At 74.7% G+C, this 12,150-nt stretch carries 13 protein-coding genes, 1 pseudogene and 1 riboswitch; of the genes and pseudogenes, 3 read left to right on the top strand and 11 right to left on the bottom strand.

The features are described from left to right. Positions 1 to 62 precede the first annotated feature (62 nt). From GXP71_RS10380 to GXP71_RS10405, 6 genes are read right to left on the bottom strand one after another with little or no spacing between them, the layout of a single operon-like run. Positions 63 to 869 carry an amino acid ABC transporter ATP-binding protein gene (locus tag GXP71_RS10380; RefSeq protein WP_162352594.1) on the bottom strand — a complete coding sequence of 269 codons (807 nt, stop codon included), beginning with the start codon at positions 867 to 869 and terminating at the stop codon, positions 63 to 65. Continuing rightward, the gene (locus tag GXP71_RS10385) at positions 866 to 1,990 is read right to left on the bottom strand and encodes an amino acid ABC transporter permease (RefSeq protein WP_238402373.1); all 1,125 of its coding nucleotides are present in this window, start codon (positions 1,988 to 1,990) and stop codon (positions 866 to 868) included. The genes GXP71_RS10380 and GXP71_RS10385 overlap by 4 nt, the downstream gene beginning before the upstream one ends. Before the next feature lie 10 nt (positions 1,991 to 2,000). Continuing rightward, positions 2,001 to 2,567, bottom strand: a complete 567-nt coding sequence (locus GXP71_RS10390) for a GNAT family N-acetyltransferase (protein ID WP_162352595.1) — start codon at positions 2,565 to 2,567, stop codon at positions 2,001 to 2,003. Next, positions 2,564 to 3,436 carry a DUF1684 domain-containing protein gene (locus GXP71_RS10395; protein ID WP_162352596.1) on the bottom strand — a complete coding sequence of 291 codons (873 nt, stop codon included), beginning with the start codon at positions 3,434 to 3,436 and terminating at the stop codon, positions 2,564 to 2,566. The genes GXP71_RS10390 and GXP71_RS10395 overlap by 4 nt, the downstream gene beginning before the upstream one ends. A gap of 15 nt (positions 3,437 to 3,451) precedes the next feature. After that, entirely contained in the window at positions 3,452 to 4,840 is a 1,389-nt protein-coding gene (locus GXP71_RS10400) for an NtaA/DmoA family FMN-dependent monooxygenase (RefSeq protein WP_162352597.1), read from the bottom strand. Between the two features lie 9 nt (positions 4,841 to 4,849). Further along, positions 4,850 to 6,001 (bottom strand): LLM class flavin-dependent oxidoreductase, encoded by a 1,152-nt coding sequence (locus tag GXP71_RS10405; protein WP_162352598.1) that lies wholly within the window; start codon positions 5,999 to 6,001, stop codon positions 4,850 to 4,852. 271 nt (positions 6,002 to 6,272) lie between these two features. Then, positions 6,273 to 6,386: riboswitch (SAM riboswitch) on the bottom strand. Between the two features lie 133 nt (positions 6,387 to 6,519). On the opposite strand from GXP71_RS10405, the gene GXP71_RS10410 reads away from it, so the two are divergent. The 3 genes from GXP71_RS10410 (at position 6,520) to GXP71_RS10420 (ending at position 7,444) form a co-directional block, all read left to right on the top strand. After that, complete coding sequence (locus GXP71_RS10410; RefSeq protein WP_162352599.1) at positions 6,520 to 6,900, top strand: nuclear transport factor 2 family protein; 381 nt, start codon at positions 6,520 to 6,522, stop codon at positions 6,898 to 6,900. Between the two features lie 157 nt (positions 6,901 to 7,057). Next, the gene (locus GXP71_RS10415) at positions 7,058 to 7,213 is read left to right on the top strand and encodes a DUF4175 domain-containing protein (RefSeq protein WP_148090454.1); all 156 of its coding nucleotides are present in this window, start codon (positions 7,058 to 7,060) and stop codon (positions 7,211 to 7,213) included. Positions 7,214 to 7,252: 39 nt separating this feature from the next. Beyond that, a complete protein-coding gene (locus GXP71_RS10420; protein WP_162352600.1) occupies positions 7,253 to 7,444 on the top strand; it encodes a CsbD family protein in 192 nt (63 codons plus the stop codon). 22 nt (positions 7,445 to 7,466) lie between these two features. Here GXP71_RS10420 and GXP71_RS10425 read toward each other — a convergent pair whose 3' ends face one another. From GXP71_RS10425 to GXP71_RS20650, 5 genes and pseudogenes are all read right to left on the bottom strand, one after another. After that, on the bottom strand, positions 7,467 to 7,919 hold the full coding sequence (locus tag GXP71_RS10425; protein ID WP_162352601.1) for a hypothetical protein: 453 nt from the start codon (positions 7,917 to 7,919) through the stop codon (positions 7,467 to 7,469). A gap of 55 nt (positions 7,920 to 7,974) precedes the next feature. Continuing rightward, complete coding sequence (locus GXP71_RS10430) at positions 7,975 to 8,457, bottom strand: hypothetical protein (RefSeq protein ID WP_162352602.1); 483 nt, start codon at positions 8,455 to 8,457, stop codon at positions 7,975 to 7,977. Further along, positions 8,454 to 10,907: a molybdopterin oxidoreductase family protein gene (locus tag GXP71_RS10435; protein WP_162352603.1), complete on the bottom strand. Its 2,454-nt coding sequence runs from the start codon at positions 10,905 to 10,907 to the stop codon at positions 8,454 to 8,456. Before GXP71_RS10435 ends, GXP71_RS10430 begins: the two co-directional genes overlap by 4 nt. Before the next feature lie 94 nt (positions 10,908 to 11,001). After that, positions 11,002 to 11,652 carry a hypothetical protein gene (locus GXP71_RS10440; protein WP_202924236.1) on the bottom strand — a complete coding sequence of 217 codons (651 nt, stop codon included), beginning with the start codon at positions 11,650 to 11,652 and terminating at the stop codon, positions 11,002 to 11,004. Positions 11,653 to 11,684: 32 nt separating this feature from the next. After that, a pseudogene (locus tag GXP71_RS20650) lies at positions 11,685 to 11,972 on the bottom strand (ATP-dependent DNA ligase); the annotation flags it as partial. Positions 11,973 to 12,150 lie beyond the last annotated feature (178 nt).

The raw sequence follows: 12,150 nt of genomic DNA on the forward strand, positions 1-12,150 counted from the left end.
CGGGGACGGTCGGGACGGTGCTTCTCGGGGTCGTGCGAGGGGTGGAGCAGGGGTCGACGAGGTCACAGGACCTTGTCGAGGAACGCCCGGGTCCGGGCGTGGGCGGGGGCGTCGAGCACCTGGGCGGGCGGGCCCTGCTCGACGATGCGGCCGCCGTCCATGAAGACGACGGTGTCGGCGATCTGCCGGGCGAACGCGATCTCGTGCGTGACGAGCACGATGGTCGTGCCGCCGTGCGCGAGGTCCTGGATGACGTCGAGGACCTCGCCGACGAGCTCGGGGTCGAGCGCGGACGTCGGCTCGTCGAACAGCAGCACCCTGGGTCGGGTCGCGAGCGCGCGGGCGATCGCGACGCGCTGCTGCTGCCCGCCGGAGAGCTGCCGCGGGCGCGCGTCGGCCTTGTCCGCGAGCCCGACGCGGTCGAGCAGCGCCCGGGCCTCGGCCTCGACCTCGGCGCGCGGCCGGCCCTGGGCCGAGACCGGCGCCTCGGTGACGTTCTCGAGCGCCGTGAGGTGCGGGAACAGGTTGAAGGACTGGAAGACGAACCCGATCTGCGTGCGCTGCCGCAGGATGTCCTTCTCCTTGAGCTCGCGCAGCGAGTCCCCGCGGCGCGCGTACCCGATGAGGTCGCCGTCGAGCGCGACGAACCCGCGGTCCACCTTCTCGAGGTGGTTGATGACGCGCAGCAGCGTCGACTTGCCGGAGCCGGACGGGCCGATGACGACGGTCACCTCACCGGGGCGGACCACGAGGTCGACGCCCTGGAGCACCTCGAGCGTGCCGTACGACTTGTGCACGCCGTGCACCTCGAGCAGCCCTCCGGCGGCCGGCGGCGTACCCGTCCGTGTGCTGGTGGTCGTGGCGGTCATGCCGCACCTCCCTCGTCGCGTCGCTGCCCGCCCGAGCGCACGCCGGCCAGGCCGCGCTGCCCCCCGCGCGAGCCGAAGCCCGGCGGCACGCTCGCGTGCACGGGCCGGCCCGCGACGCGGGACCAGGCGAGCAGCACGTTCCAGCGCGCCTTCTGCAGCGGTGTGGGGGGCAGCGTGCGCAGCGCGCCGCGGGCGTAGTACCGCTCCAGGTAGAACTGGGCGATCGTGAGGGCCGTCGTCAGGACGAGGTACCAGATGCCCGCGACGAGCAGCAGCGGCACGACCTGCAGGTTGCGCCCGTAGATCACGCCGACCGTGTAGAAGAGCTCGCCGTACGCGAGGACGTAGACGACCGACGTGCCCTTGACCAGGCCGATGATCTCGTTGACCGACGTCGGCACGATCGTGCGCATGGCCTGCGGCAGGACGATCCGCCACTGCTGGCGGGCGCGCGGGATGCCGAGCGCGGCCGCGGCCTCGTGCTGGCCCTGGTCGACGCCGAGGATGCCGGCGCGCACGATCTCGGACGAGTACGCGGCCTGCGACAGCCCGAGGCCCAGGATCGCGGCGCCGAACTTGTCGACGACGTCGAGCGTGCCGAACTCGGTGAACGACGGTCCGAACGGGATCCCGAGCGACAGCGTCGGGTACAGGTACGCGAGGTTGTACCAGAGCAGCAGCTGCAGGATCAGCGGCACCGACCGGAACACCCACACGTACGCCCAGGCGACCGACTGCAGCAGCGGCGAGCGGGACAGGCGCATGAGCGCGAGGACCGTCCCGAGGCCGAACCCGACGACGGCCGCGACGGCGGTCAGCCGGACCGTCCCCCACAGCCCTTCGAGCACGGACGGCCAGGTCAGGTACTGCCCGACGACGTCCCAGCCCCACTTGTCGTTCGACAGCAGCGAGCTGACGACCATCGCCAGCAGGACGGCGACGGCGGCGGTCGCGACCCACCGGCCGGGGTGGCGCGCGGGCCGGACCCGCAGGCGCTCGAGCTCGTCGCGCGCGCCCGTCCCGGCGGGCACGCGCGCCCCGTCGGGGACGGCGACGGGGACCGGGACGACGTCGGCGACGCGGCGCTGCACGTCGTCGTGACGTAGGTCGATGGTGCTCACGAGGTCCTCCTCACAGCCACTTCTCGAAGGGCAGCGGTCCCGTGGTGGGCGGGTCGCTCGGGTCGAACAGCGGCCGGTAGCCGGTCGCGAGGTACAGCGCGGCGGCCTCGGGCTGCCGGGGGCCGGTCGTCAGGTAGAGCCGCCGGTACCCGGCGGCCTCGGCACGCGGCTCGAGCTCGGCGAGCACGCGGCGGGCGAGGCCGCGGCGGCGGTGCGCCGACGACGTCCAGATCCGCTTGAGCTCCGCCGTCGGCAGCGCAGGACGCCCCTCGGCGTCGCGGGCCGCGGGCCGCTCCAGCAGCTCGACCGGGCCGAGCTCGGGCTCGGTGCGGTGCCGGAACGCACCGCCCGCGACGGGCTCGCCCGCCTCCAGCAGCAGCACGAGCTCGCCCGCCGGCGGCACGAACTGCTCCGCCGGGTACCGGTCCATCTCCTCGCGCAGGTCGCGCTCGCCGAACAGCTCCGCGTACCGCGTGAGGTACTCGGTCGCGAGCTCGTCGAGCAGCGGCTGCACGCGCGGGTCGGACAGCGGGACGGAGACGACCTCGAGCACCGCGTCCGTGGCGGGCGCCGTCACGGCCGTGCCCCGAGCGGCGCGCGCTCCCCCGCCTCGACGGCGAACGGCAGGTGGTTGCCGAGCACCGGCGACGGGCACGTGCCGAACTCCGTGAACGCGTACGGCAGGTTGAGCGTGCGGTTGAGGTCGAGCCGGATCGTCGCGGAACCCTCGGCCGGGCGCGCGGTGTGCAGCACGCGCCACCCGGCGACGTCGTCGGCCTCGTCGGAGAAGAGCAGCGCGACGCCCTCCTTGCCGGGGGCACCGACGAGCCGCAGCGTCCGTGCGACGCCGCCGCGCTCGACGTCGACCTCGCCGACCAGGGTCGCGTCGTGCACGAGGCCGGCCTGGGCGGCCCCGACGACGACCCGCTGCGGGGCGTCGTACCAGCGCACGGGCGCGTCGAGCACCCAAGACTCGTCGTAGGCGAACGTCGGCACCCCGGTGAACCGGGCGCGGGTCGCGGCCTGCGGGTCACGCAGCCGCAGCGCGTAGCGCCCGGTCCGCCTGACCAGCTCGACCACGACCTCGACCTCGTCGGGCGCGGCCAGCGGGTCACGGCCGGCCGGCAGGAAGCGCGCGACGACCGTCGAGCCGTCCTCGACGACCTCCCACGACCGCTCGCCGCGCAGGGTCGTGCCCGCGTCGGCCGGGTCGACCAGCCCGTCGTCGTCGACCGCGAGGACGTGCGCGCCCTCGTCGTCGGCCCACCACAGGCCGGGCACGCCCGGCAGCGTGCGGCGCTGCGCGCGCAGCCAGAGCAGCGCGACGGGCGTGAGCCAGCCGTGCGGGGTCGCGAGCGTGCGCTCGCGCTCGGTGTGCCAGGCGGCCCACTCGTCACGGGCGGCGGCGGTCCCGGTGTCGGCCGGGCGGATCGCGGTGTCGGTCATCGTGGGGGGGCTCCTTCAGCCGACGGGCTGCTGGTCGAGGTGGGCGGTGCGGGTGCGGCCGGGGGCGGGCCGGTCGAGACCGAGGTGGTCGCGCAGCGTCGGGCCGCTGTACTCGGTGCGGAACGAGCCGCGCTCCTGCAGCAGGGGCACGACGCGGTCGAGCACGTCGTCGAGCCCGTGCGGCGTCAGGTGGGGCACGAGGATGAAGCCGTCGCTCGCGTCCTCCTGGACGGCCCGGTCGATCGCGTCGGCGACCTGCGTGGGCGTCCCGACGAACCCGCCGCGCGTCGTGACGGCGATGACGAGGTCGCGGATCGAGAGCCCGTCGGCCTCGGCGCGGGCGCGCCACTGCGCGACGACGGGACGCGGGTCCTTGACGTGCCGGACGCGCCCGCGCGTGATGTCGGCGTTGTCGACGTCGGGCTCGACGTCCGGCAGCGGTCCCTCGGGGTCGTACGACGTGAGGTCGACGCCCCACACCTGCTCGAGGAACGCGATCGCGCCCGGTCCCGAGACCTGCTGGCGCCGGATCACCCGGGCCCGCTCCTGGGCGTCGGCGAGCGTGTCGCCGAGCACGACGGTCGTCGCGGGCAGGATCTTGAGGGACTCCTCGGTGCGCCCGAGCGCGGCGAGCCGGCCCTTGACGTCCCGGTAGAACGCCTGACCGTCCTCGAACGTCGAGTGCATCGAGAAGACGACGTCGGCGGTCGCCGCCGCGAAGTCGCGGCCGTCGGCCGAGTCGCCCGCCTGGAACAGCACCGGGTGGCCCTGCGGACCGCGCGGCGTCGGGAACGTGCCGCGCACCTGGAAGTGCGTCCCGACGTGCTCGACCTCGCGCACGGCCCCGTCGCGCAGGAACGCGCCGGCGGCCCGGTCGCCGAGCACGGCGTCGTCGTCCCACGAGTCCCACAGCGCGCGGGCGACCGCGACGAGCTCGGCGGCCCGCTCGTACCGCTCGGCGTAGGGCAGGAACCCGCCGCGGCGGAAGTTCGCGCCGGTGAACGCGTCCGACGACGTCACGAGGTTCCATGCGGCACGGCCGCCGGACAGGACGTCGAGCGTCGCGAACTGCCGGGCGATCTCCCACGGCTCGTTGAAGGTCGTGTTGATCGTGCCGACCAGGCCGAGCCGGTCGGTGACCGCGGCCAGCGCGGCGAGCACGGGCAGCGTGTCCGGGCGGCCGACGACGTCCAGGTCGAAGATCTCCCCCTTGTGCTCGCGCAGGCGCAGGCCCTCGGCGAGGAAGAAGAAGTCGAGGCGGGCGTCCTCGGCCTTGCGGGCGAGGTGCTCGAACGACGCGAAGTCGATCTGGCTGCCGGAGTCGGGCTCGGTCCACACCGTGGTGCTGTTGACACCCGGGAAGTGCGCGCCGAGGTGGATCTGCTTGCGGGGGCGGTTCGTCATTTCGGCGGCTCAGGCGATCGCGGTCGCGTAGCGGCTGACGGGGCGCGCCAGGCCGAGCGTGTCGCGGAACGTCGTGCCCGGGTAGGACTCACGGAACACGCCCGCTGCGCGCAGCAGCGGCACGACCTCGTCGGCGATGCCGTCGACGTCGGTGTGCAGCGCGGCGGGCCGCAGCGTGAAGCCGTCGACCGCGCCGGTCGTCGTCCAGTCCTCGATCGTCGCGGCGAGGTCCGCCGCGGTCCCGACGTGCGCGGCACCCTCGTGCGTGCGCCGACCGGGGGCCGTCAGCGCGTCGAGCAGCGCGAGCCGCTCGCGGGCGGCGTGCTCGGTCCCGCCGAGGACCACGAACAGGTCGGCCACCACGCGGAGCTCGTCGGGGTCGCGCCCGACGGCGGCCGCAGCGGCCCGGATCTCGGCGCGCTGGCGCGCGGCGTCGCCGCGGTCGGCGGGGCGGATGCGCACGACGTCGGCGCGGTGCGCGGCGAGCGCGAACGACGACGAGGACCCGACGCGCACGACGACGGGCGGCTGGCCCTGCGGCGAGCGCGGCGTGATCGACGAGCCGCGCACGGCGAACCGCACGCCGTCGTGGTCGATGCGGTGGATCTTCTCGCGGTCGACGAACCGGCCGGTCGGGACGTCGCGGATCTCGGCGTCGTCCTCCCAGCTGTCCCAGAGCTTGCGCACGACGTCGACGGCCTCGTCGGCCTCGGCGACCGCGTCGGCCTCGTCCTGCGCGGGCTTGCGGCCGAACGCGGCGGCGACCTCGTCGGTCGTGGACCAGCCGACCTGCCAGGCGGCGCGACCGCGGCTCACGTGGTCGATCGTCTGGATCGCCTTGGCGACGTGGAACGGCTCGGTGTGCGTGGTGTCGACGGTCGCGACGAGCCCGATCCCGGAGCTGCGCGGGGCGAGCCGGGCGGAGACGAGCGCGGCGTCGAGCCGGCCGCGCAGCGTCGTGTTGCGGCTGGTGTGCAGCGCGAACGCGTCGTCGAACAGGACGTAGTCGAGCGTGGCGCGCTGCGCGGTCGCGACGAGCTGGCCGAGGCGCTCGGGGTCGAACAGGCGGTGCGGCTCGGAGCCGGTCGCGCGCCACGCCTCGGGGTGCGCGCCGGCGTCGGAGAGGTCGAGGCCGAGGTGGGTGCTGGGGGTCACGGTCATGGTGCGGGTCCGTCTCTGGGGTGCACGGCGGTTGCGGGCGCGCCGAGGGCGCGTCCGTGCCGGGACGTGGCGGTGGGGTGGGACGAGGGAGCCCGCGTCGGCGGGCGGCGGGGTCGGGGCGCTGCGGCCCCCGACCGTCGGTGCGGCGGTAGCGCGGGTGTCAGCGCGTGCGACAGGAGCGCAGGGGGCGACAGCGACACGTCAGGACGGCTGCGCGTCCGGGGGCTCGCCCGCTCATCGCTCTCTCCTCACGGCAGGCCGTGGGCCTGCGTCCGCGCCGTTGCCGTGCGCGGTGCGCTCACGGCCTGGTCGTCACCCGGGGCACCCCGCCGCGCGGGAGGGTTGCCGTCCAGCGAGCCGGGGCTTGGTGCTGGAGCTCATGACCCCGAGGTCGCGTGACCCCGGTGACGAGCACACTAGAAATCCCGACCTGATAGGTCAAGTATCGTCGGGCCCGGTTCTCACATGCCGGACAACGGTGTCCACGATCCGCACCCCGCGGTGCCACACTGCCCGGCATGTCCGCACCCGAGCCGCACGCCTTCGCCGCCGCCTGGGTGGCCGCCTGGAACGCGCACGACGTCGAGGCCGTGCTGGACCACTTCGCGGACGACGTCGTGTTCACGTCGCCCGTCGCCGCCCGGCTCCTGCCCGCGACGCAGGGGGTCGTGCACGGCAAGGACGCCCTGCGGGCCTACTGGACGGAAGGCCTCCGGCAGGTCCCTGACCTGCGGTTCTCCGTCGAGCGCGTGCACGCGGGAGTCGACGTGCTCGTCCTCGGCTACCGCAACCAGTCGGGCGGCGTGGTCGACGAGGTCCTGCGCTTCGTCGACGGGCTCGTGGTCGAGGGGCACGGCACCTACCTCGTCGAGCCGCCCGCCCCGCAGGCGGGCGGCTGACGTCCGGACATCTCACCCCGCGTACCACCGTTCGCACGGGCCCGCCCGACGTGCGGCGCGCCCCTGGTCGCACGACCATGAAGGAGTTGCGACTGGAGAACGCGGTCGTGGACGTCCGGCGGCCAACCCCGGCCACCGGGTCGAGAGAGGCAGTCAGATGGCTCTGTGGCTCATCCTCATCATCGCCGGCGTGGTGATGATCGTCCTCGGCGTCGCCGTCGAGGCCGCGAAGGTCCTGCTGTGGATCGGCATCATCCTGCTCGTCGTCAGCCTCATCGGCTGGCTCGTCGGCAGAGGCCGTCGCGCCGTCTGACACCCCCGCCCACGACCGCCCGCACGAGAGGAGAGACCCATGGGTCTGGACGACAAGATCGAGCACGCCGCCGAAGAGGCGAAGGGCAAGGTCAAGGAGGGCACCGGCCGCGCGACCGGCGACGAGCGCCTCGAGGCCGAGGGCCAGGCGGACCAGACGTCCGCGAACGTCAAGCAGGCTGGCGACAAGGCGAAGGACGCCGTCGACGACGTCAAGGACGCCTTCAAGTAGACCGCTGCACCGGCTCGGCCGGTCAGCTCCGACGGGGACGGTCCGTGCGGGCCGTCCCCGTCGTCGTCCCCGCCGGTCCCCCGGGCGTCTCCGCCCGCGCCGCGCGCATCCGCAGCCCGGCGACGCACTCGACCACGCCGACGGCGGCGAACGCCCACTGCACGGGCGACGTCCAGCCGACGAGCGGCAGCTGCACCGCGACCCACCCGGTCAGCGCCGCGCCGCCCACCGCCGCGACGACGGGCGCGTCCGCCGTCCGTCGCAGCGCGGTCACGAGCACGAGCGTCTGCGGGACACCGACGAGGACCGCGAGCGCGACGGCCGGCACGACCGGCCCGGTGAGGGGCAGCACCTGCTCGAGGTCGTCGACGAGCGGCGCGAACGCGCCCGACAGGAAGCCCTGCACCCCCGCGACGACCCCGACGAGGGTGAACGCGGAGAGGCCCACGACCCACCGGCGCGCTGCACGTCCCATGGTCCGACGCTGCCACCGCCGCCACCGCTGCGGACCGGACCTCCGTCCCGGGCCGTCAGGACACGAGGATCTGCGTCGCCGACTCCTTGAGCATCGCGTCCGCCCAGCGCGCCTGCCGGATCGTCTCCGAACGGCAGCGCTGCGACAGGTCGACGAGGTCCCGCGCGCGCACGCCCTGCGCCGCCTGGCCGATGAGCTCCCAGTCGGAGGCGACGCCGTGCGCGAGGACGTACACGGTCCGCAGGTCCGACAGCAGCGCGAGCTCGGGCGCGCGGGCACGCCCCAGCGCCTCGGACAGCCGTTCGCGGACGCGCCGCGTGACGCCGGGGTCGCGCACCGGGTCCGGGTCGAGGTCCTCGCCCTGGTCGTGCGCGGCCTCGGCGACCTGCCGCACGTGGTCCGCCGACCACGCGGCGAGGTCCCGCGCCAGGAGGTGCACGTCGTGGACGACCGCGTGCCGCTCCGACAGGTGCAGCAGCGCCTCCGCGAGCTCGGTCTCGGAGCGGTGCACCTCGCGCAGCGCGAGCCCCAGCTTCACGTCGCCACCTCCTCGTGGACCTCCGCGCGCGTCCCGCCGGCGGTCGGCCGCACGCCGACGCGCACCGGGGCGGACGCGCCCGTCGTCGGGGCGGGCGCAGGTGTGCCCGCGCCGTCGGCGACGCGCTCGACCTGGCACACGGCGGTCTTGAACAGCGGCTGCTTGGAGACCGCGTCCCACTCGGTCGGCGTGAGCTCGTTCGCCGCGCGACCGGCACCGCCGGGCTCGTGGCCGGGCTCGTGGCCGGGCTCGGTGTCCCAGTAGCCGTAGTGGAACGGGACGAACACGACGCCGCGCCGGACCTCGCTCACGCGCGCCGCACCCTCGACCGACCCGCGCGCCGTGCGGACCCGCACGCGGTCGCCCTCGGCGATGTCGCGCGCCTGGGCGTCCTCCGCCGAGAGCTCGATCCAGACGTCCGGGGCTGCGTCCCGCAGCTGGGGCACCCGGCCGGTCTTGGTCCGGGTGTGGAAGTGGTAGATCGTCCGGCCCGTGACGAGCTGCAGCGGCAGGTCATCGGACGGCAGGTGGTGCGGCGGCACGTACGGCACGGCGCGCAGCAGAGCCCGCCCCTCGGGGTTGAGGGCCTGGTACTGGTCGGCCTCGAACGGCGCGCCGGTCACGAGGTCGCGGCCGTACGTCTCGGCGTAGCCCGGCGCCGCCGGGAAGCGGCCGTCGCCGTAGAGCCGCTCGGTCCCGCGCGGGTGCTCGTCGGTGCAGGGCCACTGGACGCCCCCGCCGCGTAGCTGCGCGTACGTGAGCGCCGAGTAGTCGCACGGCCGACCGCGCGAGCACTCCTTCCACGCCTCGAAGGCCTCCTCGGGCGTCGACCACGGGACCAGGGGTCCGCCGTCCTTGTCGCGCAGGTCCATGCGCCGCGCGAAGTCGAGGACGATGTCGAGGTCGGGCCGCGCCTCCCCCGGCGGGTCGACCGCCTTCTCGGACAGGTGCACGGTCCGGTCGACGTTCGTGAACGTGCCGGTCTTCTCGCCCCACGTCGCCGCGGGCAGCACCACGTCCGCGACCTGCGCGGTCTCCGACAGGAACACGTCCTGCACGACGAGGAACGTGCGGTCCTGCGTGAGGACCGACCGCACGCGCTCGAGCTCGGGCAGCGAGACCAGCGGGTTCGTCGCCTGCACCCAGAGCATGCGCATCGAGCCGTCCTCGAGGTAGCGCAGCATCTTCATGACGTGCGTGGGCGGCGACCAGTGCGGGATGACGTCCTGGTCGACGTTCCACACGCGGGCCAGGTCCGCGACGTGCTGCGGGTTCGACCAGTTGCGGAACCCCGCCATGTCGCCGTCCGCGCCGCACTCGCGCGTGTTCTCCGCGGTCGGCTGCCCGTTCATCTGGAGCAGCCCGCGTCCGGGCTCGCCGAGCATGCCGCGCAGCAGGTGCAGGTTGTTGACCTGCACCGCCGCCGCGGTCGCCTGGTGCGACTGGTAGAAGCCCTGCAGGACCGTCGACATCAGCCGGTCGGCGGTGCCGACGAGCTCTGCTGCGGCACGCAGGTCGTCCTCCGGCACGTCGCAGATGCGCGCGACCTTCTCGGGCGGGTACTCCGCGACCGTCGCGGCCAGGTCGTCGTACCCGACCGTGTGCGCGGCGACGTAGTCCTCGTCGACCCAGCCGCGCGCGACGACCTCGTGCAGCAGCCCGTTCATGAGCGCGACGTTCGTGCCGGGCCGCGGTGCCAGGTGCACGGTCGCGGCGCGCGCGACGGCCGTGCGGCGCGGGTCGACGCACAGCAGGCGCGGCGGGTCGTCGCCCGCGAGCCGGTCGAGCACGCGCATCCACAGCACGGGCTGCGTCTCGGCCATGTTGTGCCCGAACAGCGCGATGGCGTCCGCGTGGTCGACGTCCGAGTACGACCCGGGCTGCCCGTCGGCACCGAACGACTCCTTGAGCGCCTCCGCGGCGGTCGCCGTGCACAGCCGGGTGTTCCCGTCGACGTGGTTCGTGCCGATCCCCGCGTGCGCGACCAGCGCCAGCGTGTAGTACTCCTCGAGGAACAGCTGCCCCGACGTGTAGAACCCGATCGCCGACGCGCCCTGCTCGTCGAGCAGGGCCTTGGTGCGGGCCACGACGAGGCCCATCGCCTCGTCCCACGACGCCTCCTGCAGGCGTCCGTCGCGCCGCACCAGCGGACGGGTCAGCCGGTCCGGTGACGCGTTCGCCTGCCACGCGAACAGGTCCTTGGGGCCGAGCCGGCCGTGGTTCACGCGGTCCTGCGCGCGGCCGCGCACCCCGACGATCCGCCCGCCCGCGACGGCGATGTCCATCGCGTCGCCGTTCGAGTGCAGCAACGACGCCGCGGGCACCCACCGGTCGACGTCGTCGGTCGTGCTCCCGGGCTCCAGGAACGTGTCCACCCGGGTCGGCCACCGTGTCCCGCGCGCGTACGGGGTCCTCGTCCCCCACGGCTCGGCGATCCGGTCGACGTGCATCGCACCTCCAGGCAGGGCTGCGACGGGCCCGCTGCCGGACCGTCGTCCAGTCAACGCCGACCGCCTGGCCGTCGCCACCGCAGCGGCGCGCTGGTCAGGCCAGACGCGGCAGGACCTGGTCGTCGTCGAGCACCGTCCGGAACGGGTCGCCGCGCTCCTCGACCCGGTCGAGCACCGTGCGGACCGTGAACGCGTCGGGCCGCAGCCACGGCGCGTCGAGCTCGTCCCACGTGATCGGCGCCGACACGGGCGCACCGGCTGACGCGCGCGGGCTGTACGGCGCGACGAGCGTCTTGTTGATCGCGTTCTGCGTGTAGTCGAGGCGCGCCTGCCCGCCCCGCTCGCGCACCTCCCACCGCCAGCTCACGAGGTCGCGGACGACCGCCCCGACGGTCTTCGACAGCCGCTCGACCCACGCACGCGTCTCGGCGAAGTCCGGGCCCACCGCGACCGGGATCCACACCTGGATGCCGCGCCGCCCCGTCAGCTTGGGCGCCGCCCGCACGTCGAGGTGCGCGAGCGCGTCCCGGTGCAGTCGCGCGAGGAGCAGCACCTCGTCCCACGTCGTCGACGTGCCCGGGTCGATGTCGATCAGCGCGTACGTCGGCAGGTGCGGTTCGTCCGTGCGGGACGTCCACGCGTGCCACTCGAGCGCGCCGAAGTTCGCCGCCCACACGAGCGCCGCAGGCTCGTCGGCGACCAGGTACGTCGTCGTCTCCCCCTCGTCCGCGTCGGGGTTGTCCACCGCGGCAGCCAGTCCGGCGCGTGGTCCGGCACCTGCTTGTGCCAGAACCCGGGGCGGTGCGCACCCTCCGGGTAGCGGTGCAGGTTGAGCGCCCGCCCTCGCAGGTACGGCAGGACGACCGGCGCGATCCGCGCGGTGTACGCGAGCAGCTCGCGCTTCGTGACCGGCGGCTCGTCGTCGCGCGCCGGGAACAGCACCTTGTCGAGGTTCGTCACGCGCAGGCGGCGGCCGTGCACCTCCCACGTGCCGCCCGTGCCCAGGTCCGCGAGCGCGTCGAGCTCGTCCTGCGTCGGGCCGGGCGCCGCCTCCGCGCGTGCCATCGCCGTCCACCTCGTGCTGCGTGCCGTCGGCCGTCCTGCTCACGGCTCGAGCCCAGCGTCCCCGAGGTCCGCTCCGGCCGCCCGCCGGACGCGCCGCCGCGCCTCGCCGACGAGCCACCCAGCCGTCGACCCGCGGGGGGAGCGCGCTGCCCCGCGTCCCGGTCGCGCACCGGGGCTG

It is taken from the genome of Cellulomonas sp. H30R-01, assembly GCF_010119915.1.
Classification (GTDB): domain Bacteria; phylum Actinomycetota; class Actinomycetes; order Actinomycetales; family Cellulomonadaceae; genus Cellulomonas; species Cellulomonas algicola.